Source organism: Paenarthrobacter sp. NPDC057355, from assembly GCF_042667405.1.
Lineage (GTDB): Bacteria > Actinomycetota > Actinomycetes > Actinomycetales > Micrococcaceae > Arthrobacter.
On record NZ_JBHVAL010000006.1, the window covers coordinates 107,923 to 133,815 of the forward strand.

The window sequence follows — 25,893 nt, forward strand, 5'->3', positions numbered from 1 at the left end:
CGCCCTAGGAGCCGTAGTTTTCAGCCTTCCAGTTGTCCCACGAGGACCGGATGTCGGCCAGCGTGTGGGCCCCCAGATCGTAGGTCGAGGCGATGACCATGGACCCGCCGTCGGGCCTTTTTTCCGGAATCGGCAGCTGCTCGGCGACGATCAACAGGCCATCCCCGTGCTCGGCATAACTGTGGACCGTGAGGCCCACCTGGTGCCGGCTCTTGAACCAGACTTTGCCGGAGATCTTCTCACCCGTAGCGAGCGTGAGCGAGTACTCCTCCCCAACCGGAGGCAGATCCCCGAGGCCCAGCTTCTCAATGGCAGGACCACCTTTGCCGGGCAGAGACACGAAATGGGTCCGCCGCTGCCCATGGGGGTGCCGCTCCAAAGCAAAACGCAACTGGTGCAGGAAGGTCAGCCAACCCTGCGTAATGTCCTCGTCCCAGTCGGCCCACTCGGAATCGTGGTCCAAGGCAACCCTTGTGACGCGGACTTCCGTGCCGCCCGAGACGGGGTGGAGCTCAAAGACGTCCCCGCCATTGACGGTCAGGCTCGTGTGCTCGGGGCCTTCCACGACGTCAGTGTTGAAGTAGATCTGTTTGATTTCATCGGCGAGATCGTCGGCTTCCCAACCGTGCCATTGGGCCACCAACGACGGTTCACGCAGCATGGTCCACACCTGCTGCGCATCGGCATTAACCACAACGCTCAGATTGTTCGTCATGGCCCCGAATCTACCGCCGTTCGTGCCCACATAACAGGGCTTGAAATTCCGCGGCCCAAGGCGCAGGAAAAGCTACGCGCGCACGGATTCCAATTCGTTGCCGATCCGCCTGGCGAGCTCTTCCTCGCTGATGGTGTTCGAGCCGCCGTGTGCCCGCAGGAACAGCAGCGCTTCGAGGCGGAGGAAGCGCCAGTCCCGCTCGGCCTCGTGGTTGCCGTTGTCGATCGCGCGGAAGATTTCCTTGTCGTACAGGTTGGGTTCGTTCAGCGAGCGTTGCCTCACCCGGGCGTTGATCCGGGCCTTGAAGGGGTCTTCCTCCTGGGATTCCGGGGCGCGAAGCAGTTTCTCGTACACAGCTGCACGTTCGGTTTGTCCGGCTTCCCTGCAGATGAAGCTGGAAAGTGCCAGGGCCCGCTCGATCGAGGCCCACCTGTCGAGGTTCCCGTCGAAGGGCAGCACGTTCAGCAGGTCCGCCACAGCCAGGGCGTTGTCCGGATCGCGAAGCACGATGCACAGATCGAACGCCAGGTTGCTGAGGTCTCGGAGGCAGCTTCCGGACTTGGTGTTGATGCCTTTTGCGAGCCTGTCCGCCAGCACCTGGACGCCGTTCTTGCCTTTGTGGTTCGCCGCAGCGGCCCGCACCACGGCTTCGGGCGTCCCGTCCGGCTCGGGAATGAGCGCGAGTTCCTCGGCGCTGGGGCCGGTGTAGGTGGGCGGGGTTTCGGGTCGCGGCGGAACGACGACGGCGGGACCGGCGGGAGCGTCGGCGTCGGCTTCCGCTGCGGTGCTGGAGTCCGGGGTGCTGGAGCCGTGGCTGCGGGAGCCGTGGCTGCCGGAGTCGGTCTCCGCCGGAACGCCGTCTCCGGCAGGAATTCCGTCACCCACTGGAACGCTGGACCCAACAGCGATCCGCACCATACCGCCGTCGTCCATGGTCACGCGCAGCAAAGCAGCCACGCCGTAGTCATCGTTCTCAGCGTCGATGCTGATGATTTCCTGGGCCGGCCCGTCGCCGGGTGGGAACACGAAATCCCCGGGCCGCAGGTCCCCAGCCTGCTTTTCCCTGTACTGCTGTGTGGCTGGGCTGTGAGTCATCGGAAATCCTTTGGTTCTCTTGGGGTCCGCCGTCCAGTCTACAAAGATCGGCTGTCAGAGGGGCCGTGACCCGCTAGAGAACGACGCCCGAGAAAGCCAGCGCCTGGCGCACGAGGTTCCCGCGTCCGCCGTCGAATTCCTGCTGGACGGTGTCGCTGAGTACCTCTTGCGGGGTCATCCATGTCAGTTCCAAAGCGTCCTGCCGGGGTTCGCATTCGCCCGTAACAGGGATGACGTAGGCAAGCGACACGGCGTGTTGTCGTTCGTCGGTGAAGCCTGTCTGTGAGGGGGCCGGGAAGTATTCGGCCACCGTGAAGGGTACGGGGCTGATGGGCAGCTGCGGGAACGCAAGGGGGCCGAGGTCCTTTTCCATGTGCCGCAGGAGCGCAGCGCGAATGGTCTCGCGGTAGAGCACCCGGCCGGAGACGAGGTAGCGGACCATGTTGCCATCGGCGTCGCCCTGCAGGAGCGTGCCAACCTCGTTGACATACCCGAGCGGATCCAGCCTGACCGGAACAGCCTCCACGTAGACCATGGGGAGACGGCCGCGGGCTTCGAAGAGGTCTTCATCGGAAAGCCAGCCTGGATACGGGTCGGGTGTACGTACGCTCATGGTTAAGTTCTACCGCATCCCCGCCCGAAGTTCCGTGGAGGCGTCCCGGTGGCTGCGCGGTTACGCTCTCGGCAGCATTAGAGGGCCAGAATGGATTCGAGCGGCTCGCCGGATGCTATGCGTGCCAGGATGTCCGGCTCGGCGGCGTCCGATTGCAGCGCCTTCCCCAGGATGTCCTGTGCAGCTTCCGGTGAAAGCACGATCAGCCCGTTATCGTCTCCCAGCACCAAATCGCCGGGGTTGACCTCCACGCCCCCGCAACGCACAGGGACGTTCACGGCGGACCCGTTGCCGTGGAGCCTTTTGGTGGTCAGGCAGGACGTCCCGCGCGCGAACACCGGCAAGCCACTTTGCCGCAGTTCCAGTACGTCGGTGGCCACACCATCAACCACGACGCCGACAGCGCCTTGGGCGAGCGCCGCGGCTGCCGTCACCGCTCCGACGGGCGCATGCAGATGGTCGCCGAGCATGTCCACCACCAGGACGTCCCCGGGGCTGAGCGCCAACAGTGCACGGTTCATGGCGATGGCGTCGTGCCCGGCGATCCGGACGGTGACGGCTGGGCCGGCGATCTTCACGTTGTCCAGAAGGGATTGGATGGCGGGTGAGATGAAGCCCTCTTCAAGGAAGTGGCCGATGGTCGGGTAACTGACATCGGTCAGCTCGCGCACGAGTGTGGCGGTCACAGGGCAACCTCCGGGTTCCCGGCCAGGACGGCCACGCATTCGATTTCCAAGGAAACTCCCCACAGGCTCACACACACGGTGGTCCGGGCCGGCTTGGCGGTTCCGAAGTACTCCACGTACACGCGGTTGTACTCTTCCAGCTGGTCCTGGCTGGTCAGGTAGGTGTTGACCTTGACCACGTGCTCCAGGCTCGATCCGGCGGCTTCCAACACCCCCGCGAGGTTCTGGATGGTTTGCCGGACCTGCCCTTCGAAGGTGTCCGGCTGGTCATCCAGTCCGGAGATGGCGGGGATCTGGCCGGAGGTGAAGACAAAACCGTTCGCAATGACCGCCGGGGAAAAGGGCCCGACGGCGGGCGCCTGGCCCGGGATTCCGGCCAGGCGCTCGATGGTGGTGACGGTCACCGGGCTGCCGCGGCTTCCGTGGAGCCAGCGGTGGCGGGTGCCTCATCGACGGCATCGATGTTGCCGTACCGGGTTTCGGTCAGCAGGAAGAGTGCCACCAGGGAAAGTCCGGCCGCGGCCATGATGTACCAGGCAATCGAGGAACTCTGCCCCGTCATGCCCAGGAGCCACGTGGTGACGAACGGGGTGGCGGCGCTGCCCAGGAGACCGGACAGCATGTAGGCCACCGACAGTCCGGAGTAGCGGACCTTGGAGCCGAACAGCTCGGCCAGGAACGTGGCGATGGGCCCGTAGTTGGCGCAGAACGCGGTCATCATGGCCAGGTAGGCGACGAAGAGCAGTGCCACCGACTTGGTGTCCATGAGCCAGAACATCGGGAAGGCGAATGCTGCCTCGGCCGCCACACCAGCGAAGATGATGGGTTTACGCCCGTACCTATCCGAAAGCCTGCCGAAGAACGGGATGAGGAAGAGCCCCAGGATGCAGGAGGCCAGGACCACCCAGAGCATCAGGCTCTCGGAGTGGCCGAGTTCCTTCTTGCCGTAGGAGACGCCGGAGGCCACCAACAGGGTGAAGGTGCTGCCCGTGGAAAGGGTAGCGACACCGCCCAGGACAACTTGCTTCCAGTACTTGGCCATCAGCGCGGCGAACGGCATCTTGGCCTTGGCACCGGCGGTCTTGACGGCCTGGAAGGACGGAGTTTCCTCGATGTGCAGGCGGATGTAGATGCCCACGGTGACCAGGAGGACCGAGGCCAGGAACGGGATGCGCCAGCCCCACGAGTACAGGGCTTCGGTGCTGACGGTGGAGGCGACAATGAGGAAGGCCACGTTGGCGATCAGGGTGCCGGCGGGAACGCCAACCTGCACCAGCGAACCGTAGAAACCACGGCGGGAAGGTGGCGCGTGTTCAACAGTCATGAGCACGGCACCGCCCCATTCGCCGCCGAGGGCCAGTCCCTGGATGACGCGAAGGAGGAGCAACAGGAGCGGCGCCATGATGCCGATGCTGTTGTAGTCGGGCAACAGGCCAATGGCGAACGTCGCCGCCCCCATGGTCAGGAGGGAGACCAGAAGCATGGACTTGCGGCCCATACGGTCACCGAAGTGTCCGAAGATGATGGCGCCAACCATGCGGGCAATGTAGGCGGAAGCGAAGGTGCCGAAAGCCAGCATCGTGCCGACGATCGGGTCGAAGCTGGGAAAGAAGATCTTGTTGAAGACGAGGGCCGACGCCGTCCCGAAGACGAAAAGGTCGTACCACTCGACGGTGGTGCCAATAACGCTGGCGAGGGCAATCTTGCGCATCTTTGCCAGGTTCAGCCTGGATGTCGATGCGGAGGCAGTATCTACCGTGTGGGCCATCTGATTCTCCGGATGGGGTGCGGGGACGAGTGTCCGGTGCAAGGTAGCTACAACTATGGTGTGTGCCCGATCACACCATCAATGGCATAACTTCCATCAAACCGTGCCCGGGAATGTGAGAACACACATCTTCGCTGGTTCCGCCTAGGCCCAGGCCACTACCAGCCGGGCCGTCTTTGCAGGAACGGCGAGGTCTATCCCCGTCAGTTCCTGGAAGCGGTTGAGGCGGTTGAGGATGGTGTTGCGATGGCAGAAGAGTTGCTCGGAAGTGGCGGTGATGTTGCCCGTGCTGAGATAGTTCCGGACCGTCTCCAAGAGCCGTTCGCGCTCGCCGCCGCGACACTCAGCCAAGGCCTCCTCAAGTTCTGCGGCGAGGTCCAGCCCGGCGTCCTGCAGGTTCTGTTGGGCCAGCCGCGCCCAAGCGGAATCGGCGGAGAGGGGGCCCGAGTCCCGGGGGCGGAGCAGGGCGGCCAGGCTCTCGGCCGTGCGGGCGGCTCCAGGCAGTGCGCGCAGGCCAAGGACTTCGGGGACGTAGCCGCACGGGACGTCCACGACGCCGGGTGGCAGCTGATGGCTGTCGGCTTCGGTGCTGTGGGTCTCGCCTCGGAGTTCAGGTCCGCGCGTCCGCGAGGCCGGCAGCGCCCAGAACACGTAGGTGTTGCCGCCGGATTCGTGCAGGAACAGCCGTTGCCGGGTGTGCTGCCCTGAGCCGAACTGGGATGTTGCAGCCCGCAGTCGCGCACCGGGTTCACCGCTGGCCGCCACCAAGGCGAATCGCGCCTCCGGGTTGATGCCCAGCGCCGAGGCCACTTGCGCGGAAGTTTCCAGGGAGGGGCTGCTCTGGTTGAACAGGCGGGCAATGAACTCGCGTTGAATGCTCGATTCTTCCTGGGCCATCCTGACCCGTTCGGTCAGGTAGCTGGTGTGTGTGCGGGTGGCGAATTCATCCACGACGCTCCACACCTGGTCCACCCTGGTGGCCAGCAGGGCGGCGTCTTCGGTGTGCGCGATCTCCAGCAGTTCGGCCCACAGGATGCTGAAGTCCAGGCGAACGGCGGAGGTGAGGGACTCCGGCGGAATGCCGGCCCTGGCGCGCTTGGACCCGAGTGCGGAAGCGAAGTCGAGCAGGCCGTCGCGGCTGTCGATACGTCCATTCCTCAGGCCACTGATCAGCCGCCGAAAAGTCTCCCGTGCTGTCTCCTGGATTTCCAGGACCGTCACTTGGCTTTCGCCGTATTCGGGAATCTCGCGGACCCTCGTGGTGAAGGCTTGCGCCAGGGTGTCCAGCCTGCCCTCAAGCTGATCCACCAGCTCAGTCCACCGAGTGGCGTGCGCAGAAGTATCGGAATTGTGCATTCACACATTCTAGCGCCATGATTCCGTGGTGGATTGCTAGTCATTTTGGGAAAAACTACTGGCACTATGGATTGAGTCACACAAATTTGCCCGGGCACCCCCAACGTCCGGTCCCGTTCGCACTCATGGAGCAACAATGGCAAGCACGGTCAGCGGAGCCACGGACACCAGTCCCACGGCAGTACGCGTCGTCGATGAAAGCGTCACCAAGAAGGTGGCCCTGGCTGCCCTCGTGGGCACTGCGCTGGAATGGTACGACTTCTTCCTTTTCACCACAGCCGCTGCGCTGGTGTTCAACGCACAGTTCTTCGTCTCCCAGGACCCCTTCGTGGCCGCCATGGGTTCCTTCGCCACACTGGCAGTGGGCTTCGTGGCCCGCCCGATCGGTGGCTTCATCTTCGGCGCCCTCGGCGACAAGGTGGGCCGCAAGAAGATCCTCATGGTCACCATCGTGGGCATCGGCATTGTCACCGGCCTCATCGGATTGCTGCCGAACTACATGACCATCGGCCTGGCCGCCCCCATCCTCCTGGTGGCATTGCGCATCGTCCAGGGTCTCGCCGTCGGCGGTGAGTGGAGCGGTGCGGTGATTATCGCCGTCGAGAATGCTCCGGTGGAGAAGCGCGCACGCTACGCCGCCCTGCCGCAGATCGGTTCCCCGATCGGCACCATCCTGTCCTCCGGCGGCTTCTTCGGCATGCTGTTCCTGGTGGGACAGACCAACTTTGACGCCTGGGGCTGGCGTATCCCGTTCATCGCCGCCATCCCGCTGCTGGCCATCTCGCTCTGGATCCGCAGCCGCCTCAGCGAATCGCCTGAATTCGAAGCCCTGATGGAATCCGGCGAGACCGAACACGCGCCCATCCGTGGCGTGCTGAAGAACAGCTGGCGCCAGATCCTGGTGGGCATGTGCTCGGCGTTGCTCGGCATCGGTGGCTTCTACCTCATCACCAGCTTCGTGGTCTTCTACGGCACCAAGGTCCTCAAGCTGCCCTCCGAACTCCTGCTCCTGGGCACCCTGCTTGCTGCGGCGCTTGAGATCGGCGCCCTGATCTGGGCAGGCCGCCTGGGCGAAAGGTTCGGAGCCAGCAAGGTCATCCTGTGGGGCGGCGTGGCATCGGCGCTCATTGCCGTTCCCGTCTTCCTGGCCATCGACTCCCGCAACCCCGTCCTGGTGGTCCTCGGCATGATGATCGGCGTCGCCGTGCTGTCCATCCCTTACGCCGTCTCCGGAACCGCGCTGACCGCCCTGTTCGCCACGAAGGTCCGCTACACCGGCGTCGCCATCACCTCCAACACAGCCGGTGTCATCTCCGGCTTCGTGCCGCTGATAGCTACCGCCCTGGTGGCCGCCAATAACTCTTTCTGGCCCGGAGCCATCATCCTGTTGGTCGTGTCCGCACTGACCGCGCTCTCCGGCCTGTTCCTGCCCGCCCTTTCCATCGACGAAGAAGGAATGAAGCATTGAGCACAACCACCGCCGGCCACTTGATTGTGGGCCAACTCGAACGGGCAGGCATCAAGCGCGTCTACACCGTTCCGGGCGAGAGCTTCCTGGACGTCCTTGATGGCCTGCACGGCTCGCCGATCACCAACGTGGTGGCCCGCCAGGAAGGCGGGGCGGGGTTCATGGCGCTGGCCGAAGGCCGGCTGACCGAGCTCCCGGGCGTGGCCATGGTGACGCGTGGTCCCGGTGCCGCGAACGCCTTCATCGCCATCCACACCGCGCACCAGGACGCCACTCCGCTCATCCTGTTCGTGGGCCTGATCCCGGTGGCAGACCGTGGCCGCGAGTCGTTCCAGGAGTTCGACATCAACGCCTGGTTCGGCAGCACCGCCAAGAAGGTAGTCACCCTCGACGACGCCGCTTCCGCTGCCCGCGTTGTGGACGACGCGATCTTCACCGCCCTCAGCGGACGCCCCGGCCCCGTAGTGATCGGCCTCCCGGAGGACGTACTGGTGCACACTGTCGAGGACGTCACGGTGGAACCCCGCAAGGTGGCTCGTCCGGAGCCGGCCGCGGCGGACCTTGGCGCCTTGCAGCAAAAGCTGCAGAAGGCACGTAAGCCGCTGGTCGTCGTCGGCGGTGAAGGCTGGACGCAGGAATCCGGCGAGCAGCTGGCCGCGTGGGCGAGCCGCAACAGCGTCCCGATGGTGGCCGACTTCCGCGCTTACGACGCCGTTCCGCACCGCAGCGACGCCTACGCAGGCTACCTTGGCTACGGCCGCAATGACGCCAACGCCCAGCGCCTGGACGACGCCGATCTGCTCGTCTTTGTTGGCTGTGTCCGCGGCGATGTGCTGTCCGATGGCTACAAGCGCGGGCTCGACGCCGAAACAGTTGTGGTCAACGCTGACGCCAACCTCCTGGGCCACTTCGGCCGCGTGGACCAGCACATCATTGCTGACGTCACGGCGTTCGCGTCTGCTCTGGCCTCCACCAACGCTTTGGCCTCCACCAACGCTTTGGCCTCCACCAACGCCGCCGGCGAGCGCGAGGAAGGCTGGTTCGCCAGCGCCCGCGCCGAGCAACTCACGTTCTCTACGCCGCAGCCCGACGGCGGCATTGGCGTCGACCTGGGCGTCGCCATGGAGGTCCTCAAGAAGGAAATGGACCCCGATGCCGTCCTTACGTTCGGTGCCGGGAACCACGCCATCTGGCCCGCCCGCTATCTGGATCACAACTCCGCGAATTCCCTGGCCGCTCCCCGCAACGGTGCCATGGGTATGGGCATCCCCGCAGCCGTGGCGGCATCCCTGGCGTACCCTGGCCGCCAGGTGATTTCCGTGGCTGGCGATGGTTGCTTCATGATGAACGGCCAGGAGATCGCCACGGCCATGGGCTACGGCGCCAGGTTCATCGTTCTGGTAGTCGACAACGGCATTTTCGCTACCATCCGCGAGCACCAGGAAGCCCACTACCCGGACCGGCCTTCCGGCACGCACATGACCAATCCGGACTTCGCCGCGCTTGCGCGTTCCTATGGCGGCTACGGCGAGCGCGTGGACCGCACGGAGGACTTCGCAGCCGCGTTCCGCCGCGCCGTCGACTCCGGCCTCCCGGCTTTGCTGCACCTGCCGCAGGACCCCACCACGCGTTCCCCCAAGACTTCAACGAACTGACCGGAGCCTCACTGTGATCCAGCTTCAGAACATCATCAACGGCGAGTCCGCGGAGACCGCGGCACGCTTGCCGTTCTTCGACCCCGCCACGGGCCAGCAGATCGGCACCGCTCCGGACAGTGACGCTGCCGCCGTCGACTCAGCCTTCCAAGCCGCTGCCGCAGCTTTCAAGAGCTACAAGCGCACGACGCCGGGAACACGCCAGTCGCTGCTGTTGCAGCTTGCGGACCTCATTGAGGTCAACGTTGACCGCCTGCTCGAGGCCGAGGTCGCCTGCACCGGCAAGCCCGCGGCCCTGACCCGCGAGCTGGAAATTCTTCGAGGCGCAGACCAACTGAGGTTCTTCGCAGGTGCCTGCCGGGTTGTGTCAGGGACGGCGCAGACAGAGTATGTGGAGGGCTTCTCGTCCACCATCCGGCGCGAGCCCCTTGGTGTGGTCGCCCAGATCACGCCGTGGAACTACCCGTTCATGATGGCCATTTGGAAGATTGGTCCTGCCCTCGCCGCGGGCAACACGCTGGTCCTCAAGCCCGCTGACACCACTCCTTGGTCCACCGTGGTCCTGGCTGAGCTGGCCCAGCAGGTTTACCCGGCAGGTGTGGTCAACGTGGTCTGCGGCGGGCGTGAAACCGGCGCCGCAATGGTGGATCACGACATCCCGGAAATGGTCTCCATCACCGGTTCCACCCGGGCCGGCGCACAAGTCATGTCCGCGGCCTCGAAGACGCTCAAGGATGTCCACTTGGAGCTCGGCGGCAAGGCGCCCGCTGTGGTGTTTGCCGACGTCGACATCCAGCAGACCGCCAGCGAAATCGCCCTCGCTGCGTTCTTCAACGCCGGGCAGGACTGCACGGCGGTAACCCGTGTGCTGGTCCACCAGGACATCCACACGGAATTCGCTGCTGCTTTGGCTGATGCTGCCGCGGCCTTGCGCGTGGGTGAGGACCTGGGGCCGCTGAACAGCGCCGCGCAGCTGGAGCGGGTGGAGGGCTTCCTGTCCCGTCTCCCGGCCAACGCCCGGGTCCTGTCCGGCGGCAAGCGCACCGGCACGGGCTTCTTCTTTGAGCCCACGGTCATTGATGGTGTGTTCCAGACCGACGAAGTGGTGTGCGACGAGATCTTCGGCCCAGTGCTGACAGTCCAGCCATTCGCTACCGAGGAGGAGGCCCTGGAATTGGCCAACGGCACCAAGTACGCCCTGGCCTCCAGCGTGTGGTCCGAGAACCACGGCGTGGTGACCCGTGTGTCCAACGAGCTCGATTTCGGTGCCGTGTGGATCAACTGCCACCAGGTGATTCCGGCTGAAGCGCCGCACGGCGGCTTCAAGCACTCGGGCACCGGCAAGGACCTCTCCGTCTATGGCCTTGAGGACTACACCCGCATCAAGTCCGTCACCACCTCCCACCGCTAGAACCTGACATGAAACTCGACCTCCTCCTGCGCAACGCAGAGATCATCACCATGGATCCGGCCCGCCCGGTGGCCAGTTCGCTGGGCATCTGGCAGGGACGCATCGTGGGCCTCGACGACGAACTGTCCGGTCTGGACGCTGTTGAAGTCCTGGACCTCGGTGGCGCCACCGTCACCCCGGGTTTCATCGACGCGCATTGCCACACCACGTGGTTCGGGCTGGGCCTGGCGGAACTGGACGTCTCCGGAGTCCGCGGCCTGGAAGCGCTCTATGTGTTGCTTGCGGGCGCCGTTGCCAACGCCGGGGCCGAAGATGATGCGTGGCTTTTCGCCACCGGTTTCAGCCAGACCCAGCACGGCGGTTCCTTCCCGGACATCGCTGAGCTGGACCGCATCACGGGGGAGCGGCCGCTGTTCATGCGCCACAACTCAGGGCACATGGCCGTGGTTAACACAGCCGCGCTGCGGCTGGCAGGTGCCGAGTCGCCGTCGTTCCCTGATCCCGACGGCGGAGCCATAGTCCGCGATGCCGCTGGCCAACCCACGGGACTTGTCCAGGAGACGGCGCAGGAACTGATCCAGCAGCTGATCCTGCCGTATTCGCTGGAGGACATCGAGGCCGCCCTTGAACGCGCCACGTCGTACTACGCTTCCGAGGGCATCACGAGTTTCACTGAAGCCGGGGTGGGTGGCGGGTGGATCGGGCATAGCCCGGCTGAGCTTGCCGCGTATCAGGGGGCTGCGGCCAGTGGTCGGCTCCACGCCCGGGCACAGGTCATGCCGGTGCTGGACGTGTTGCATTCCCTCGAAGGACATTCCTCGGATAGCCCCGGCGCGGCTCCGGTCGGACTGGATTTGGGCATCACCAGTGGCTTCGGGAACGAGTATTTGTCGCTCGGTCCCGCGAAGGTCTTCATGGACGGCTCACTCCTGGGTGAAACCGCGGCCGTGAGCCACGAGTTCTGCAGCCACGGCCACAAGGACAACCGCGGCAACATCGGCTACTTCCAGGCAGACCCCGCCCAGCTGCGGAAACGCATTGAGGCCGCCTACGCCGCCGGCTGGTCCATCGCCGCGCACGCCATCGGAGACCGGGCCATCGACCTCGCCGTGGACATCATCACCGAATGCCAAGCCACCTACGGGCCGCGCAGGATTCCCAACAGGATCGAACATGCCTCCATGACCCGGCCTGAGCAACTGGTTCGCCTGGCTGATGCCGGTATCGCCGTCACACCTCAAGCAAGCTTCTTCCGCGACGGCGGCGACGGCATGACAGCGTCCCTGGGCCCGGACCGCCTGCCGTGGGCCTACCGGGCAGCCACTTTCCTTGATGCCGGAGTTGTTGTGGCAGGCAGCTCCGATCGTCCCGTCGCCGACGGCAACGTCCTGCGAGGCATGCAGGCTTTTGTGGACCGCCGAACAGGGTCCGGAGCGGTCTTTGGCAACCCGGATGAGCGACTCACCCCTCAACAGGCGCTTGCCGCCTACACCAGCGGCGCCGCCGCGGCCACGGGGTCACTCGGTGAGAAGGGCACGTTGGAACCGGGCAAACTGGCCGACTTCACCGTCCTTTCCGCTTCACCCCTGACAGCACCCGCCATCAGCGAACTGCAGGTCCTGGCCACCGCCGTCGGAGGCCGCTTCACGTATCAATCAACCGACTTCCACGCTGCAACCCATTTCCACACTGCGCAGTCGCCCCTCGTGACGACCGGCCAAACCCATCAGAGCAATTAGGGGAAACCATGACTACCACCACAAGTTTCACCGCCCGGGACACCGCCTTCGTTCAGGACTTCCGGACCATGAGCGTCTTCGGTGCCACCGGGAACGGCGGCGTGGACCGCCAAGCCGCCACCGTTCCCGACGGAGAACAGCGTCGCTGGCTCACCGGCTTGCTTGAAGAGCACGGCTTCACAGTGAAATTCGACCATGCCGGCAACCAATGGGGGCTCTATGAGGCCGTGCCCGGAGCACCGTTCGTGGTGGTCGGCTCGCACATGGATTCACAGCCGACGGCGGGACGTTACGACGGCGCGTATGGCGTCCTGGCTGCTGCCCACGCCGCGTTCCGCCTGGCAGCCCGCTGGGAAGCCGGCGCCCCGGCACCCAAGTTCAACCTCGCCGTCGTGAATTGGTTCAACGAGGAAGGCAGCCGCTTCAAGCCGTCCATGATGGGGTCCTCCGTGTACACCGGCAAGCTGGAACTTGAGGACGCCCTCAACACCAAGGACGCCGCCGGGGTTACTGTCCGCGACGCGCTGGACTCGATCGGTTGCCGTGGCACGTTCGAAGGGCCGGAGGCTGCGTACTGCGCGGAAATCCACATCGAGCAGGGCCGCAGCATGGAACGCGAGGGCATCACCATCGGCCTGGTCAGCTCCAACTGGGCAGCGAACAAGTACGAGTTCGTGGTCCACGGAGAGCAGGCGCACACCGGTTCCACGGTGATCGCCGACCGCAAGGATGCCCTCCTGGGAGCATCCATGCTGGTGGTTGCTGCCCGTGAACTCGCCGATCGCTTCCCGGGCGTCCTGCACACCTCCGTGGGACAGCTCAACGTATATCCGAACTCACCTGTGGTGGTCCCCTCCCGGGTGAACCTGCTCCTGGACCTGCGCAGCGCTGATGAAGCAGTGCTCGCCGAAGCAGATGCACTGCTGCACGCCCGCATCACGGACATCGAACGGCTCGCCAACGTCTCCGTGGAGAAGAACCACTCACACTCCTGGGCAGTCACCCCGTACCAGCCCGAAGGCGTGGAACTCGCAGCCAAGGTCGCAGCCGATCTGGGACTGTCCAGCAAGGAAGTCATGACCCTCGCCGGGCACGATTCCACCAACATGAAGGACCTGGTCCCCACAGTGATGCTCTTTGTGCCCAGCGTGGATGGCATCTCCCACAATGAGCACGAATACACGAAGGACGAGGACATCGTCGCGGGGCTCGCCATGCTCACCGAGGTTGTTGGCCGGCTCTGTGAGGGGGCGTTGGAGGACTAACTGCGCAGCACTACGATCGACGCCGGCGCCGACCCGCCTGCCGCATCAGGGTTGGCGACGTACAGGACATCGTCCTCGACCCTCGCGTCGACGCCCGCGGTGTGGAGCCGCCCCAGCAAAGGTTCCAGTTCGCCGTCGTACTCGAACGCGAGGTCGCCGTTCCCGCTGTCCGCACCGTGGATGATGCGAAGGATTCCGCCGTTCTTGGTGGTGAACGTGGCTGATTCGTCGTCTTCGGTCCGGGGCCGGGCGCCGATGTTCCGGAGGTCGTTGGCTGCGACACCTACCAGCGGGCTGACCCACGTTGCCACTACGGTGAGGGCGGGATCGGCCTCCGGCGAGGTGGCCCACGAGCCGTCAGCGGCCCGCTGAGCCGGGAAGGCGAAGAACTCGAACCCGTCATCGGCCGAGATCTGCACAGTGGCGCCGTCGGGGGTTTGGTGAAGTTCGGCCTGGGTGCCGTCGTCTTCGGTGCGCCGTGCGAATTCCTCCAGGTCTCCGACTTCCACGCTGAAGACAGTGATGGCGTCCAGGGGGTGGCCGTGATCCACGCGGCCTACGGCAAGGCGGCCGGAACCGGCGTCGAACTCCAGCCAGTCGCCGTCGTCAACGGTCGCTGCCAAACCCAAGGCGCGCAGCAGCGCGGACCATTGTTCCGGCCGTGAGGTGTAGTGGATGGGGCGGGCTCGCAGCATTGGTCCTCCGGTTTCTGGCGGTCAGTTCCCAGCCTATTCCGCGTGGCCGTATCCGTGCCCGTCCCTTCCACAGCAGAATGGGACCATGCCCATCGAGCTTGAGGAAATGATCGTCAAAGACGGTGCCGCGTGGCGCGCGTGGCTCTCCGAGCATGCTGCGGACAGTCCCGGCGTGTGGCTGGTCCTGCACAAAAAGGGCGGCAACGTCACGGAACTGGACTACGACGCCGCCCTTGACGAGGCCCTCTGCTTTGGCTGGATCGACGGCCAGTCCAGGAGCCGCGACGCCGAAAGCTACTTCCAGCGCATGACCCCCCGCGGCCGCCGCAGCATCTGGTCCGCACGGAATGTGGGGCACATCGCCCGGCTGGAAACCGAAGGCAGGATGACCGACGCCGGTCGTGCCGCCGTCGATGCCGCCAAAGCCGATGGCCGCTGGGAAGCTGCCTACGCCGGCCCCGCGGACTCAGTTGTGCCGGATGACCTCGCAGAAGCAATCGCCGCTGTCCCCGAGGCCCAGGCAATGTTCGACGTCCTGACCTCCCAGAACCGCTTCGCCCTGATTCATCGCACTAACCTGGTCAAGCGGGCCGATTCCCGGGCGCGGAAGATCGCCGGCTTCGTGGAGATGCTTGCCCGGCACGAAACGCCGTACCCGCAGCGCAAGAAACCCAACTGACTGGCAGTAGTGGTTGTTTTGAAGCCTCATAACAACCACTACTGCGAGTTAGTTGGGGCAAGCGTGGCGGCGGCCTCGAAAGTCATCCATGCTTGCAGCTGGGTGGAAAGTTCGACGCCGGTACCCGCCGGATATGTTTCGGTCGCAGGCCGAAGCGGGTCGGGGGAGAAGAGTAACGGAGGGTTACCCGTTGCCCGGCTACGCGCCAGTTCCGGTGCTTCCCGGCGGCCCGTCCAGAAGGCCGCGGCCGTCGAAAGAACCATCTCCTTCGCTGTTTCGCGTGTTGTCGCGGGCAGCCGGTTGTCCCGACCCGCCAGGCCCAGGTAGCGGACCAGGATGCCGGTGAAGAGGCCGCCATCGCCGGTCCCATCGCCACGGATCACGCGCGTGCCCGGCACCGTCAACTCGCGGGCGACGGCGTCAACCAGTCGTGCGGCCCGGTCAAGGTTTTCCTGTCCGCCGAGCTCCAGCAAAGCCCCGAGGATGGGTCCCTGGTTATACGTGTACACGGCCTCTTCCAAGACTGTTGCCCCGTTCCGGATCCGGATCCCGTCCTGGTAAACGCCCCGCTCGGCATGAAGGAGCCTTGAGTTGAGCCACTGCACCAGTGCCTGCGCCCGCTCGCGGTGGCCGGTCCGGGCATAGAAAAGGGCCACAGGAGCGGTGGCCGGGGTGTTCTTGAAGTCCCTCTTGGTGCTCCAGAACGTGCCGCCGCCGAGGTCGTCGGTGGAGGCTGAGTCGAACTGCAGGGTCAACCGTTTCCGGATGTACGCATTACGACGTCGGCCCGGTTTCCGGGTTTCCTCCGCCAGCTTTTCGAGCCTGTGCGTTGCGAGGGCCAGCCACGCCATGTCGTCGTAGTAATGGTTCTCGAACCTCAGCAGGTTCCGTAGCCGGATGGTGGTGACCAGCCGTGAAGCGAGCCGGCCTGCGCTCGGGCGGGACTCGCCGTCGAACCTTGTTCCCGTGGCGAGTTCCCGGCGACCGGCGTCCACCAGGCAGTCCACGTAATGCGCCTGCCACCAGTAATGCCACGGACCCAGAAGGCTGCGGGCGCTGCTGCCGGGAATTGTGATGGCCCCGATATGGGTGCCGGGCAGGAACAGGAGCCGCCTGCCAAAGCTGCGGGTCACGGAACGGGCCGCCTGGTTGGCGCGGGCGGCCCACTCGCTGGGGTTCGTTGACGGCTCGGTGCTGCTGGACATGGACCCAGCCTAGCGGGGAGCCGGGGTGCGCTGGCTCACAATTCCAGTTAACATGCATTAACGGATTTCGGCATCAAGGAGGATGGATGGACATCAACGGCACGGTGGCCCTGGTCACTGGCGGCGCGTCAGGTTTGGGGGCCGCTACGGCAAAGCGACTGTTCGACGCCGGGGCCTCGGTGGTGCTGGTGGACCTGCCACAGTCGGCGGGCGAGGCCTACGCGGCGGAACTGAATTCCCGAAGCGTCGGCGGCAAAGCTGTCTTTGCCCCGGCTGATGTCACCAACGAAGCCCAGATACAGTCCGCGGTGGACACAGCATCATCGCTGGGCCCCTTGCGCATCGTGGTCAACTGCGCCGGTATTGCGACGCCGGGCAAGGTTCTTGGGCGGGACGGCGTACTGCCCCTTGAGACTTTCAACAAGGTCATCCAGATCAACCTCATCGGCACCTTCAACGTCATCCGCCTTGCCGCCGCGGCCATGGCGGAAACCGAGCCCGTCTCAACAGAGCTGGGTGGTCCTGAGCGCGGAGTCATCATCAACACCGCTTCCGTGGCTGCCTTCGAAGGCCAGATCGGCCAACCTGCATACGCAGCCTCCAAGGGGGCAGTTGCCGCCATGACCCTTCCGCTGGCACGTGAACTGGCACGGTCGCTGATCCGGGTGGACACCATTGCGCCGGGCATTTTTGAGACCCCCATGATGGCCGGACTTCCCCAGGCGGCGCAGGACTCGCTGGGACAGCAGGTTCCCCACCCGGCACGCCTTGGCAGGTCCGCGGAATACGCCAACCTGGCCGCCCACATCGTGGAGAATGCCATGTTGAACGGCGAGACCATCCGCCTGGATGGCGCTATCCGGATGGGAATCAAATGATGGGTGATTACAGCGGTGCGCCCGTCCCAGCCGGTTCCGTGCCCGCCTCGGTGGCAGGCCTGCCCACGGCGGATTTCTTCGATTTCGAATCGCTGCTCAGTGTGCAGGAACAGCGGAAACTCAACGAACTCCGGGCCTTTCTTACCACCGAGATCGCACCGTACGCCGGGCAATGGTGGGAGAAGGCGGAATTCCCCGAGCACATCCTGCCCAAACTCGCCGCGCTCCGGCTCAGCGCCCCTGCCCAACGCGGGTACACGCACCTTTTCGCGGGGCTCGTGATCGCCGAGATGACGCGTGTGGACACCTCGATCGCCACCTTCTTCATGGTCCACCACGATCTCTTCGTAGAGTCCCTGTACGACTTCGGCAGCGACTCCCAGCAGGACCGCTACCTCGACGACGCCTCGAACCTCCGGACCACAGGGGCCTTCGCCCTCACCGAACCGGATCACGGTTCCGATGTTGCAGGCGGTATGGAAACCACCGCCCGCCGGGTGGAAAGACCAGCCTCCGACGGCGGTGACTACTGGGTGGTCAACGGCGCCAAACGCTGGATCGGCAACGGGACGTTCTGCGATTACATGCTGGTGTGGGCCAAGGATGAAGCCGACGGAGCCATGCGTGCCTTCATTGTGGACGCGTCCTTGCCAGGCATTACCCGCAGCCGGATCGAGAACAAGATAGCCCTGCGGACAGTGCAGAACGCGGATATTGTCTTCCAAGACGTGCACGTTGCCGAGGCAGACCGGTTCTCAGGCATCAACAGCTTCGCCGACACCAACCACCTGCTCCGGGGATCGCGCATCATGGTCGCCTGGCAGGCAGTAGGCCAGCAATTGGCCGCCTTCGACGTCGCCCGGCAGTACGCCGTCGAACGTTTGCAGTTCGGTCGTCCGTTGGCGAGGTTCCAACTGGTCCAGCAGAACCTTGTGGAAATGCTCGGAAACGCAGTTGCCAGCATGGGAATGATGGTTCGCATTGCCCAGCTGCAGGAGGACATCTCCACGGACGCCAATGGAGTCCGGCACGGGGGCGCGGACATGGCCCAGGTGGCGCTCGCAAAGGCCTACTGCAGCGCCCGGATGCGCGACACCGTGGCCCGCGGACGTTCCATCCTTGGTGGGAACGGGATCGTCAGCGATTACCGGATGGCCAAAATCTTTGCCGATGCCGAAGCCATCTACACTTACGAGGGTTCGTACGAAATCAACTCGCTGATTGCCGGCCGGGCCGTGACGGGCGTATCCGCCATCGCCTAGGCTGCGGGAATCTTCTCTCCGGCTTCCACCCGCACATCGATCGAGTTGCCCCGGACGGGCATGGGGCAGGTGCCATACGGCGTGAAGGCGCTCGGGTAGTTGATGGCACGGTTGAAATCGATCACCACTGAGCCATCAGGCCGGGGGCGGGGTATGAAGACTTTGCGCCACTCGTCAGTTGTGTCCCCGTTGGTTTCGTCGTGGAAAGTGACGTTGAGCGCGCCAAGCTTTTCCGCCTCGGCATGGAGGCGGATCTCGTGCCCGATACCCGGGACATGGAAAACAACCTCGCCCACCGAACGGTGCACGCCGTCCACCAGGGGGTTTGCCGTGCCGATGGGGACATCCTGTGGTTCCTCGTAGGGCTCAAAACGGCCACTGATGACCCACGCCGGGTTGTAATCGTAGGTCGGCACGGCCGTGAACTCCGTCAGGACCGGGGAGGCGTCATCGCGGGTGCGGATGGCGTACTTGTCAGCGCGCATGGCCAGTTCCACCACGACCTGCTTGCCGTCAGTCCCGCCGTACTGGACCCACATCAGCGACTCTTCGTCCTCCAGGACTGCGCTGATGGTTCCGTCCACCGCCTCGCCTGTGGCCACTACCGTGAGTCCGTCCTCGGCGCTCGACGTCAGGAAGGCCGTTGTTCCGTCCGTTGACCACAGGCCCGGCGCCAGGTCCACCGGAGACGGTTCCGCGGCAAGCCACTGGAATGACGTCAACGTCAGCCAGCCGTGTTCAGTGGCCAGGGCTGAATTCCGCCCCTCACGGAACCGCTCCCAGCGGGCGATCAGGGGGTCGGTTGCTGTGGTTGGCGAGCTCATGGTTCTCCTAGGCTGAGGGTCGCGCGCTGTGTGCATTCCTCTCAACCATGCACCAGCGGGTTGCATTCCCTTGGAACGGCTCGCGCTGGCCCCCAACCCATGCCAGCGCGAGCCGCGTGTAATGGCACGCCCGGAGAGCCCCGGGAGTGGTCCATCAAAGAGTCAGTGTCAGTTCCCGTCACTTCATGACGCGGCGGATCCTCAGTTCGATTCGAAGAAGGAGACTACCGGGGGCTTGGCTGTGGACACCGGAACAGCATCGGATGCCAGGGGGTAGAACGCGATCCGGACCGGTGCGAGGGCGCCCTCCCCGACAGCTTCCAGGGCCACTTTGCACTGGACCATCCTGGACACATTCTCTTCGCCGACGGGAAAGAGGACGTGGACCGCCGAGTCCTGGTACATGGCGGTTGCCCCGGTCCCTCTGAGTTGTCCTTTGACGGCATCTCCAAGGAGGGCGAGCTGGGTCCAACAGTGGCTGCGGCTTCCACGAAGTCCGGGCATGGAGATGACCGCCAGTGCGTACGCCCCCTGGCACCCTGCGGCGAACCCCGATACCTCGTGGATCCGGCGTTGGAAATGGGCCTTCGTGGCCAGGCCCGTATAAACATCGGTGCAGGAAATGGGCGGCGCGGACTCGGCTGCCTCGGCCCAGCCTTCGGCCAGCGACTGGAGGGCGTCGATGTCCAGGGATTGATTCGCCGCCGTGAAGAGGGCCCTGAAATCCATCATGGTTTCGCTGATGCCCACGCCATTCCTGGCCCGCGCAGCGCCCAGGGATTTGGCCGTGTTTGCCGGAATGACGGCCCTTGTGGCGAGGGAGGTCACCACCGTCCGGACCTCCGGCTGGAACCAATCGGATCGAAACCGCCAGCCTGCCTGATAGCTGGTGGTTTGCCACCGGCGCAGCAAAAGATGCCGCGGAAAGGCGCATTCGGCAAGTGGCTTTGTCCGGAACGATGTCATATCGGAACAGTGCCCACCGACGCCGTTTCGTGACGACGCAGGTCCAAGAGAACGTTCGTAAATATTGTGGACAAAATCGCGTCACGACTCACTGCTGGCCTCCACTTCATCTATATGGGCACGGTTCATTACGTTTTGGGGGCGCTTAGATGGCACGGGGGTCACGCTCGAGCAACAAATCCAACCGTGGAGTCAACGACGACGGACATCTGATTGAGCTGGTCCGCAACGGAGATATGTCGGCTTTCAACCACCTTTATGAGCGCCACGTAGCCATCGCCTCCACCGTTGCCAAACGAAACGTGGACAATCCAAGCGATGCTGAAGACGTAGTAGCCGAAGCCTTCCAATCGGTGCTCCGGAGCCTCGTGGCCGGCAAAGGGCCCGACACCTTCTTCCGGGCATATCTGTTATCCACAGTGACCAGGCTCTCGCACCAGCAGAATCGTAAGAGCGGCAGGCTGCTTCCCAGTGGTGATGAGTCCTTGCTGGACCAATCCATGGCCGAGCCTGACGCCGCCGTCGAGGCTTTCGAATCCAACACGGTGGCGCGGGCGTTCCGGTCGTTGCCCGAACGCTGGCAGGCCGTCCTGTGGTACCTCGACGTTGAACGCATGAAACCAGCGGCAGTTGCCCCGATCCTGGGATTGTCGGCCAATGCCGTCTCCGCCTTGGCCGTACGCGCCCGTGAAGGACTGCGGAGACAGTACCTGCAGTTCCACGTTGCAGAAAAAGGTGATGACAGTTGCGCAGAATTCGCTACGAAGCTCGGCTCCTTCATTCGGGGCGGCCTCGCAACCGGCGCCGCGGCCAAAGTTCGCGGGCACCTGAGCGGTTGTGCACAGTGCACCGCAGCCCTCGCTGAGTTGAAAGATGTTCAGGGAACCATGCGTGCGGTGCTCCTGCCCCTGATCACGGGCATACCGCTGGCAGCGTGGGTGGGAAAAGGGGCCGGGCTTGGGGTGCTGGGTGGGATTTTGCCGGTCAAGGGATTCCTGGCCGTACCCGCCTTGGCACATCCGGCCGCCATGGCACTCACCACGGCTGCCGCCGTCGGATTGGTGCTGGGTGCCGCGGGAATCGTGGACCTCATTGTGCCCGATGCTCCGCCGGAGCCCCAGGCGGTCGAAACGGGTGCCGTATCTCCACAGACGAGTCCGTGGCCGACCCCACCCCCGCCGCCGAGCACCACCACGCCGCCCACCGTTCCTCCGCCTGCGCCCGTGGAAGAGCAGCCGGTGCCTTCCGCTCCGCCGGAGCCGAAGGCCACGCCCGTGCCGGTCCCGACGCCATCCGCTACCACCGCGCCCACCGCGCCCAAACCGCGCTCGACGTCGTTGGCTGCCGTCAGCGGCTCAGCAAAGTGGGTGACCACAACGAATCGTAACGGCGCGCAGACCTCAAGCGTTTCAAGCTGGGATATCACTTTCACCGCATCGGGAACCGAGCCCTTGGGGAGCGGCAAGGTTGTGCTGGCGCTGGATAACGATGTCCTGATCGGAGCCGAGCCCGTGGCGGCTCCTGCAGGCTGGTCGTGCTCGGCGATAAATTCCAGCGCGGTGTCCTGCGTGACGGATTTGGTCCAGAGAAGCAACCTCCACTTCCATCTGGAATCCGTCCCTGGAGATCCCAATTCCGGCGGCCTGCTCAGCTACTCCCTCAGTGGCACAGGCCTTACCACCGCCAACTTTGTTTGCAAATACTGATGGGAGCCGCGATGGTACGGGTAATGGTGACAGGTGTCGGTGGGTCAACAGGGCTTTCGCTGTCACGTCAGCTCAGGGATTTGGGGCACTGGGTTCTGGGCGTCGATATGCGGCCGGTCCATGGTTCGGCGGCAGATGCGGTGGCCGTGGTTTCGCCGGTGGACGCTCCCGGCTACTTGTGGGAACTGCGCGGACTCGTGGCCGCGCACGGCATCGATCTTGTCATTCCGACGGTCAGCGAGGAGTTGGTGGCCGCCGCAGCGGCCCGGAAGGATTTTGCACCCGGAACGGAGATGCTGATTGCAGACCCTGCGCCGGTCTCCATTGCGAACGATAAATACCTCACCATGAAGTGCTTGGACAATGTTGGCGTCGCCGTGCCTGACTTCGGTTTGCCGGGAGACTTCAGCTCCATGAATGAGGCCATGGCCAGGATGGGCGGATGGTTGGTGGTGAAACCACGGGTATCGCGGCGCGGGCGGGGAGTGCAGGTTCTGGAAAGGCATACCGACGGCGGCCGGAACGCTGAACGCATCTGGCGTACCTTGGACGATTCCTGGCTTGTACAGCGCTTCGCTACTGGAACTGAATACGCACCCATGGTGTACCGAAGTGGAGCTGAAGGCGATCACCACGACGTTGTGGTGGTGCTGGAGAAATCTGAACTCAAGTATGGACGCTGGGGCAGTGCCGTCTCGGTCAGGAGGCTCGAGCCGTCGTCGGCGTCCGACGTCGCCGGCACCGCAGCCGCGGCCACTGCGGCCCTGGGCCTGACGGGGGCCGTAGATATGGACATCCGGCGCATGCCTGACGGAACGCCGGTGGTTTTGGAAGTGAATGCGCGGTTCGGCCCGCATAGTGCGTACGCGCCCGAACTCCTGCACCAGGCCATGAAGAGATACGTTGCCGGGCGGGTGTTGGGAGGAGCTGAGTGACTTTACGGCCGGACGCAACAGCGCGTGCCAAATTTTGAGACACATTCTTTGCTGGGGTTGGGGCCGGGTAAGATCCCGTAGGAAACAACAGTAATCCGGCTCACAGTATCCAGCGCAGTGTACGGGCCAACCTCTCCCCGAAGGTATGTATCCATGGTTCACACTGCCCATCAAGACACCGACCTCGCTGCAGAACTGCGCGCCGATGTGCGTCGCGTATCCACCCTGTTGGGGGAGTCCCTGGTCCGGCAACACGGTCCGGAACTGCTCGAACTCGTGGAGCAGGTCCGCTTGCTGACCAAGGAATCAAAGGAAGCAGCGCGGGGCGGCGCTGACGCCACGGGCCCTTGGAGCGCGCACGACGTCGTTGCCCAGGTCCGCGAACTGCTCGCCTCCTTGCCACTTGAGCAGGCGACCGACCTGGTCCGCGCGTTCGCGTTCTACTTCCACCTCAGCAACGCAGCTGAACAAGTACACCGGGTGCGTGGCCTGCGTACACGCCAGGAGAAGGATGGCTGGCTGGCCAAGGCCGTGTCGGAGATTGCCGGACAAGCAGGTCCCCAGGTCCTGCAGGACGTCGTCAACGAGCTGGACGTCCGTCCGATCTTCACGGCCCACCCCACCGAGGCTTCCCGGCGTTCTGTGCTGGACAAGATCCGGAAACTCTCCGATGTCCTGGCCCAACCGACGCAAGAGGGCACCTCCGCCCGCCGCCGCCAGGACCGCCAGCTCTCGGAAATCATCGACCAGATGTGGCAGACCGATGAACTCCGCCAGGTCCGGCCCACCCCTGTGGATGAGGCACGCAACGCGATCTATTACCTGAACAGCATCCTCACGGACGCCATGCCGGAAATGCTCACCGACCTCGCGGAACTCCTTGCCGAACACGGCGTGAAGCTTCCTGCCGCCGGTGCCCCGCTCCGTTTTGGTTCGTGGATCGGTGGCGACCGCGACGGCAACCCGAACGTCACGGCGGCAGTGACCCGCGAAATTTTGCAGCTCCAGAACCAGAACGCGGTCCGCATCGGCATTGCACTGATCGATGACCTGATTTCCGTCCTGTCCAACTCGACTGCCCTGTTCGGTGCGGACCAGGAATTGCTGGACTCGATCGAGGTGGACCTGAAGAACCTGCCGGGCCTGGACAAGCGCATCCTGGAACTGAACGCCCAGGAGCCCTACCGGCTCAAGCTCACGTGCATCAAGGCAAAGCTCATCAACACGGGCAGGCGTATTGCGGCCTCGACCCACCACGAGCCGGGCCGGGACTACTCCACAACCCCGGAGCTGCTGGCCGAGTTCGGACTCCTGGAAACCTCGCTTCGGAACCACTCCGCAGCACTGGTGGCCGACGGTGCACTGGCACGCGTCCGCCGGGCCATCGCCGCTTTCGGCCTCCACCTGGCCACCCTCGACATCCGTGAGCACGCCGATTACCACCACGACGCCGTTGGGCAGCTGGTCGACCGGCTGGGAACTGAAAAGCCGTACGGCGATCTGACCCGCGAAGAGCGGTTCGAATTCCTTGGCGCCGAGCTCGCGTCGCGCAGGCCGCTCTCCGGCCACCCGATCAAACTTGAGGGCACGGCTGACGGTACCTATGACGTCTTCCGCAGCATCCGGCAGGCCCTGCACACTTATGGCCCGGACGTGGTGGAGACCTACATCATCTCCATGACCCGTGGTGCCGACGACGTCCTGGCCGCGGCAGTCTTGGCCCGCGAGGCCGGCCTGATCGACCTCTTCGGCGCAAAACCCCACGCCAAGATCGGTTTTGCTCCGTTGCTGGAAACCGTGGAAGAACTGCGTGCCTCAGCGGAGATCGTGGACCAGTTGCTGTCCGATCCGTCCTACCGCGAACTCGTGCGGCTCCGCGGCGACATCCAGGAAATCATGCTCGGTTACTCGGACTCCAACAAGGAATCCGGCGTGATGACCAGCCAGTGGGAGATCCACAAGACCCAGCGCAAGCTGCGCGATGTTGCCGCCAAGCATGGCGTGCGCGTCCGCTTGTTCCATGGCCGCGGTGGTTCCGTGGGCCGTGGTGGCGGACCCACGTACGACGCCATCATGGCCCAGCCGAACGGTGTCCTTGAAGGCGAAATCAAGTTCACCGAGCAGGGCGAGGTCATCTCGGACAAGTACTCGCTGCCGGACCTTGCCCGGGAAAACCTTGAGCTTTCGCTGGCCGCGGTAATGCAGGGCTCGGCACTGCACCGTACTCCGCGGACCTCCGAAGACGAGCGTGAACGCTACGCCAACGTCATGGAGACCATTTCCGACGCCGCGTTTGCCCGTTACCGCGAGCTCATCGACGATCCCGACCTTCCGGCCTACTTCCTGTCCTCCACTCCGGTGGAACAGCTCGGCTCCCTCAACATCGGATCACGGCCCTCCAAGCGTCCGGACTCCGGCGCAGGGCTCGGGGGTCTCCGCGCCATTCCGTGGGTCTTCGGGTGGACGCAGTCCCGTCAGATCGTGCCGGGCTGGTTCGGAGTTGGTTCCGGCTTGAAGGCCGCCCGCGAGGCCGGCGACACCGGGCAGCTCAGCGAGATGATGGACCGATGGCACTTCTTCCGCTCGGTCATCTCCAACGTGGAGATGACCCTGGCCAAGACGGACATGGAGATCGCGGGGCACTATGTTTCCTCGTTGGTCCCGAAGGAACTGCACCGCTTGTTCCACATGATCCGTGACGAGTACGAGCTCACTGTGGCCGAGGTGGAACGGCTCACCGGCGAGATTGAGCTGCTGGACGCCCAGCCCACGCTGAAGCGCTCCCTGGAAATCCGGGATCAGTACCTGGATCCGATCAGCTACCTGCAGGTGGAACTTCTCCGTCGTGTCCGCGAGGAGTCCGTTTCCGGCTCCGAGATCGACGAGCGGCTGCAGCGGGCCATGCTCATCACCGTCAATGGTGTTGCGGCTGGCCTCCGCAACACCGGCTAAACCCTCTCGCACATCCCAAG

At 64.5% G+C, this 25,893-nt stretch carries 22 protein-coding genes; 11 read left to right on the forward strand and 11 right to left on the reverse strand.

Translation table 11 applies throughout. The features are described 5' to 3' along the window. Positions 1 to 4: 4 nt before the first annotated feature. The 7 genes from ACFUOZ_RS09435 to ACFUOZ_RS09465 all read right to left on the reverse strand — a co-directional run bounded on the left by ACFUOZ_RS09435 (position 5) and on the right by ACFUOZ_RS09465 (position 6,233). The gene (locus ACFUOZ_RS09435) at positions 5 to 715 is read right to left on the reverse strand and encodes an SRPBCC domain-containing protein (protein WP_377547176.1); all 711 of its coding nucleotides are present in this window, start codon (positions 713 to 715) and stop codon (positions 5 to 7) included. A 72-nt stretch (positions 716 to 787) separates the two neighbouring features. Beyond that, complete coding sequence (locus ACFUOZ_RS09440) at positions 788 to 1,810, reverse strand: DUF6707 family protein (protein ID WP_377547178.1); 1,023 nt, start codon at positions 1,808 to 1,810, stop codon at positions 788 to 790. A gap of 73 nt (positions 1,811 to 1,883) precedes the next feature. Further along, positions 1,884 to 2,423, reverse strand: a complete 540-nt coding sequence (locus ACFUOZ_RS09445) for an NUDIX hydrolase family protein (protein WP_377547180.1) — start codon at positions 2,421 to 2,423, stop codon at positions 1,884 to 1,886. A 77-nt stretch (positions 2,424 to 2,500) separates the two neighbouring features. Further along, on the reverse strand, positions 2,501 to 3,109 hold the full coding sequence (locus tag ACFUOZ_RS09450; protein WP_377547182.1) for an RraA family protein: 609 nt from the start codon (positions 3,107 to 3,109) through the stop codon (positions 2,501 to 2,503). Continuing rightward, positions 3,106 to 3,513, reverse strand: a complete 408-nt coding sequence (locus ACFUOZ_RS09455) for a RidA family protein (RefSeq protein WP_377547184.1) — start codon at positions 3,511 to 3,513, stop codon at positions 3,106 to 3,108. The genes ACFUOZ_RS09450 and ACFUOZ_RS09455 overlap by 4 nt, the downstream gene beginning before the upstream one ends. After that, positions 3,510 to 4,877, reverse strand: coding sequence for an MFS transporter (locus tag ACFUOZ_RS09460; protein ID WP_377547186.1), 1,368 nt, complete (start codon positions 4,875 to 4,877; stop codon positions 3,510 to 3,512). The genes ACFUOZ_RS09455 and ACFUOZ_RS09460 overlap by 4 nt, the downstream gene beginning before the upstream one ends. A gap of 144 nt (positions 4,878 to 5,021) precedes the next feature. After that, positions 5,022 to 6,233, reverse strand: coding sequence for a PucR family transcriptional regulator (locus tag ACFUOZ_RS09465; RefSeq protein WP_377547188.1), 1,212 nt, complete (start codon positions 6,231 to 6,233; stop codon positions 5,022 to 5,024). 136 nt (positions 6,234 to 6,369) lie between these two features. On the opposite strand from ACFUOZ_RS09465, the gene ACFUOZ_RS09470 reads away from it, so the two are divergent. The 5 genes from ACFUOZ_RS09470 to ACFUOZ_RS09490 are packed head-to-tail and all read left to right on the forward strand — an operon-like array spanning position 6,370 to position 13,771. Continuing rightward, positions 6,370 to 7,701 carry an MFS transporter gene (locus ACFUOZ_RS09470; protein WP_377547191.1) on the forward strand — a complete coding sequence of 444 codons (1,332 nt, stop codon included), beginning with the start codon at positions 6,370 to 6,372 and terminating at the stop codon, positions 7,699 to 7,701. Further along, positions 7,698 to 9,356 (forward strand): thiamine pyrophosphate-dependent enzyme, encoded by a 1,659-nt coding sequence (locus ACFUOZ_RS09475; protein WP_377547193.1) that lies wholly within the window; start codon positions 7,698 to 7,700, stop codon positions 9,354 to 9,356. Before ACFUOZ_RS09470 ends, ACFUOZ_RS09475 begins: the two co-directional genes overlap by 4 nt. 13 nt (positions 9,357 to 9,369) lie before the next feature. Continuing rightward, positions 9,370 to 10,767, forward strand: a complete 1,398-nt coding sequence (locus ACFUOZ_RS09480) for a gamma-aminobutyraldehyde dehydrogenase (protein ID WP_377547196.1) — start codon at positions 9,370 to 9,372, stop codon at positions 10,765 to 10,767. An 8-nt stretch (positions 10,768 to 10,775) separates the two neighbouring features. Further along, the gene (locus ACFUOZ_RS09485; RefSeq protein WP_377547198.1) at positions 10,776 to 12,506 is read left to right on the forward strand and encodes an amidohydrolase; all 1,731 of its coding nucleotides are present in this window, start codon (positions 10,776 to 10,778) and stop codon (positions 12,504 to 12,506) included. Between the two features lie 8 nt (positions 12,507 to 12,514). Then, a complete protein-coding gene (locus tag ACFUOZ_RS09490; RefSeq protein WP_377547200.1) occupies positions 12,515 to 13,771 on the forward strand; it encodes a M20 family metallo-hydrolase in 1,257 nt (418 codons plus the stop codon). On the opposite strand, the gene ACFUOZ_RS09495 is transcribed toward ACFUOZ_RS09490, so the two are convergent. Further along, positions 13,768 to 14,466 (reverse strand): hypothetical protein, encoded by a 699-nt coding sequence (locus ACFUOZ_RS09495; RefSeq protein ID WP_377547203.1) that lies wholly within the window; start codon positions 14,464 to 14,466, stop codon positions 13,768 to 13,770. The genes ACFUOZ_RS09490 and ACFUOZ_RS09495 overlap by 4 nt on opposite strands. A gap of 85 nt (positions 14,467 to 14,551) precedes the next feature. Here ACFUOZ_RS09495 and ACFUOZ_RS09500 point away from each other — a divergent pair, with 85 nt between their 5' ends. Further along, the gene (locus ACFUOZ_RS09500; protein ID WP_377547205.1) at positions 14,552 to 15,145 is read left to right on the forward strand and encodes a YdeI family protein; all 594 of its coding nucleotides are present in this window, start codon (positions 14,552 to 14,554) and stop codon (positions 15,143 to 15,145) included. A gap of 38 nt (positions 15,146 to 15,183) precedes the next feature. On the opposite strand, the gene ACFUOZ_RS09505 is transcribed toward ACFUOZ_RS09500, so the two are convergent. Continuing rightward, positions 15,184 to 16,350, reverse strand: coding sequence for a glycoside hydrolase family 76 protein (locus tag ACFUOZ_RS09505; RefSeq protein ID WP_377547208.1), 1,167 nt, complete (start codon positions 16,348 to 16,350; stop codon positions 15,184 to 15,186). Positions 16,351 to 16,436: 86 nt separating this feature from the next. On the opposite strand from ACFUOZ_RS09505, the gene ACFUOZ_RS09510 reads away from it, so the two are divergent. Next, positions 16,437 to 17,228, forward strand: a complete 792-nt coding sequence (locus ACFUOZ_RS09510; protein WP_377547211.1) for an SDR family NAD(P)-dependent oxidoreductase — start codon at positions 16,437 to 16,439, stop codon at positions 17,226 to 17,228. Then, complete coding sequence (locus ACFUOZ_RS09515; protein ID WP_377547405.1) at positions 17,228 to 18,490, forward strand: acyl-CoA dehydrogenase family protein; 1,263 nt, start codon at positions 17,228 to 17,230, stop codon at positions 18,488 to 18,490. Before ACFUOZ_RS09510 ends, ACFUOZ_RS09515 begins: the two co-directional genes overlap by 1 nt. Here the strand turns inward: ACFUOZ_RS09515 and ACFUOZ_RS09520 are convergent. Both ACFUOZ_RS09520 and ACFUOZ_RS09525 read right to left on the reverse strand, forming a co-directional pair. After that, a complete protein-coding gene (locus ACFUOZ_RS09520) occupies positions 18,487 to 19,314 on the reverse strand; it encodes a DUF1684 domain-containing protein (RefSeq protein WP_377547214.1) in 828 nt (275 codons plus the stop codon). The two genes, ACFUOZ_RS09515 and ACFUOZ_RS09520, sit on opposite strands and share 4 nt — an antisense overlap. A 201-nt stretch (positions 19,315 to 19,515) precedes the next feature. Then, positions 19,516 to 20,145 carry a hypothetical protein gene (locus tag ACFUOZ_RS09525; protein WP_377547217.1) on the reverse strand — a complete coding sequence of 210 codons (630 nt, stop codon included), beginning with the start codon at positions 20,143 to 20,145 and terminating at the stop codon, positions 19,516 to 19,518. Between the two features lie 284 nt (positions 20,146 to 20,429). On the opposite strand from ACFUOZ_RS09525, the gene ACFUOZ_RS09530 reads away from it, so the two are divergent. The 3 genes from ACFUOZ_RS09530 to ppc all read left to right on the forward strand — a co-directional run bounded on the left by ACFUOZ_RS09530 (position 20,430) and on the right by ppc (position 25,873). Then, positions 20,430 to 21,986 (forward strand): sigma-70 family RNA polymerase sigma factor, encoded by a 1,557-nt coding sequence (locus tag ACFUOZ_RS09530; RefSeq protein WP_377547219.1) that lies wholly within the window; start codon positions 20,430 to 20,432, stop codon positions 21,984 to 21,986. A 23-nt stretch (positions 21,987 to 22,009) separates the two neighbouring features. Then, entirely contained in the window at positions 22,010 to 22,921 is a 912-nt protein-coding gene (locus tag ACFUOZ_RS09535; RefSeq protein ID WP_377547222.1) for an ATP-grasp domain-containing protein, read from the forward strand. Positions 22,922 to 23,074: 153 nt separating this feature from the next. Beyond that, entirely contained in the window at positions 23,075 to 25,873 is a 2,799-nt protein-coding gene (gene ppc, locus ACFUOZ_RS09540; protein ID WP_377547225.1) for a phosphoenolpyruvate carboxylase, read from the forward strand. The last annotated feature ends 20 nt before the right edge of the window (positions 25,874 to 25,893 follow it).

Bases quoted from the DNA above. Each gene is read 5' to 3' on its own strand.
- ACFUOZ_RS09435 (WP_377547176.1), bottom strand. From the start codon at position 715: ATGACGAACAATCTGAGCGTTGTGGTTAATGCCGATGCGCAGCAGGTG.
- ACFUOZ_RS09440 (WP_377547178.1), bottom strand. From the start codon at position 1,810: ATGACTCACAGCCCAGCCACACAGCAGTACAGGGAAAAGCAGGCTGGG.
- ACFUOZ_RS09445 (WP_377547180.1), bottom strand. From the start codon at position 2,423: ATGAGCGTACGTACACCCGACCCGTATCCAGGCTGGCTTTCCGATGAA.
- ACFUOZ_RS09460 (WP_377547186.1), bottom strand. From the start codon at position 4,877: ATGGCCCACACGGTAGATACTGCCTCCGCATCGACATCCAGGCTGAAC.
- ACFUOZ_RS09465 (WP_377547188.1), bottom strand. From the start codon at position 6,233: ATGCACAATTCCGATACTTCTGCGCACGCCACTCGGTGGACTGAGCTG.
- ACFUOZ_RS09470 (WP_377547191.1), top strand. From the start codon at position 6,370: ATGGCAAGCACGGTCAGCGGAGCCACGGACACCAGTCCCACGGCAGTA.
- ACFUOZ_RS09485 (WP_377547198.1), top strand. From the start codon at position 10,776: ATGAAACTCGACCTCCTCCTGCGCAACGCAGAGATCATCACCATGGAT.
- ACFUOZ_RS09490 (WP_377547200.1), top strand. From the start codon at position 12,515: ATGACTACCACCACAAGTTTCACCGCCCGGGACACCGCCTTCGTTCAG.
- ACFUOZ_RS09495 (WP_377547203.1), bottom strand. From the start codon at position 14,466: ATGCTGCGAGCCCGCCCCATCCACTACACCTCACGGCCGGAACAATGG.
- ACFUOZ_RS09500 (WP_377547205.1), top strand. From the start codon at position 14,552: ATGCCCATCGAGCTTGAGGAAATGATCGTCAAAGACGGTGCCGCGTGG.
- ACFUOZ_RS09505 (WP_377547208.1), bottom strand. From the start codon at position 16,350: ATGTCCAGCAGCACCGAGCCGTCAACGAACCCCAGCGAGTGGGCCGCC.
- ACFUOZ_RS09510 (WP_377547211.1), top strand. From the start codon at position 16,437: ATGGACATCAACGGCACGGTGGCCCTGGTCACTGGCGGCGCGTCAGGT.
- ACFUOZ_RS09515 (WP_377547405.1), top strand. From the start codon at position 17,228: ATGGGTGATTACAGCGGTGCGCCCGTCCCAGCCGGTTCCGTGCCCGCC.
- ACFUOZ_RS09520 (WP_377547214.1), bottom strand. From the start codon at position 19,314: ATGAGCTCGCCAACCACAGCAACCGACCCCCTGATCGCCCGCTGGGAG.
- ACFUOZ_RS09530 (WP_377547219.1), top strand. From the start codon at position 20,430: ATGGCACGGGGGTCACGCTCGAGCAACAAATCCAACCGTGGAGTCAAC.
- ACFUOZ_RS09535 (WP_377547222.1), top strand. From the start codon at position 22,010: ATGGTGACAGGTGTCGGTGGGTCAACAGGGCTTTCGCTGTCACGTCAG.
- ppc (WP_377547225.1), top strand. From the start codon at position 23,075: ATGGTTCACACTGCCCATCAAGACACCGACCTCGCTGCAGAACTGCGC.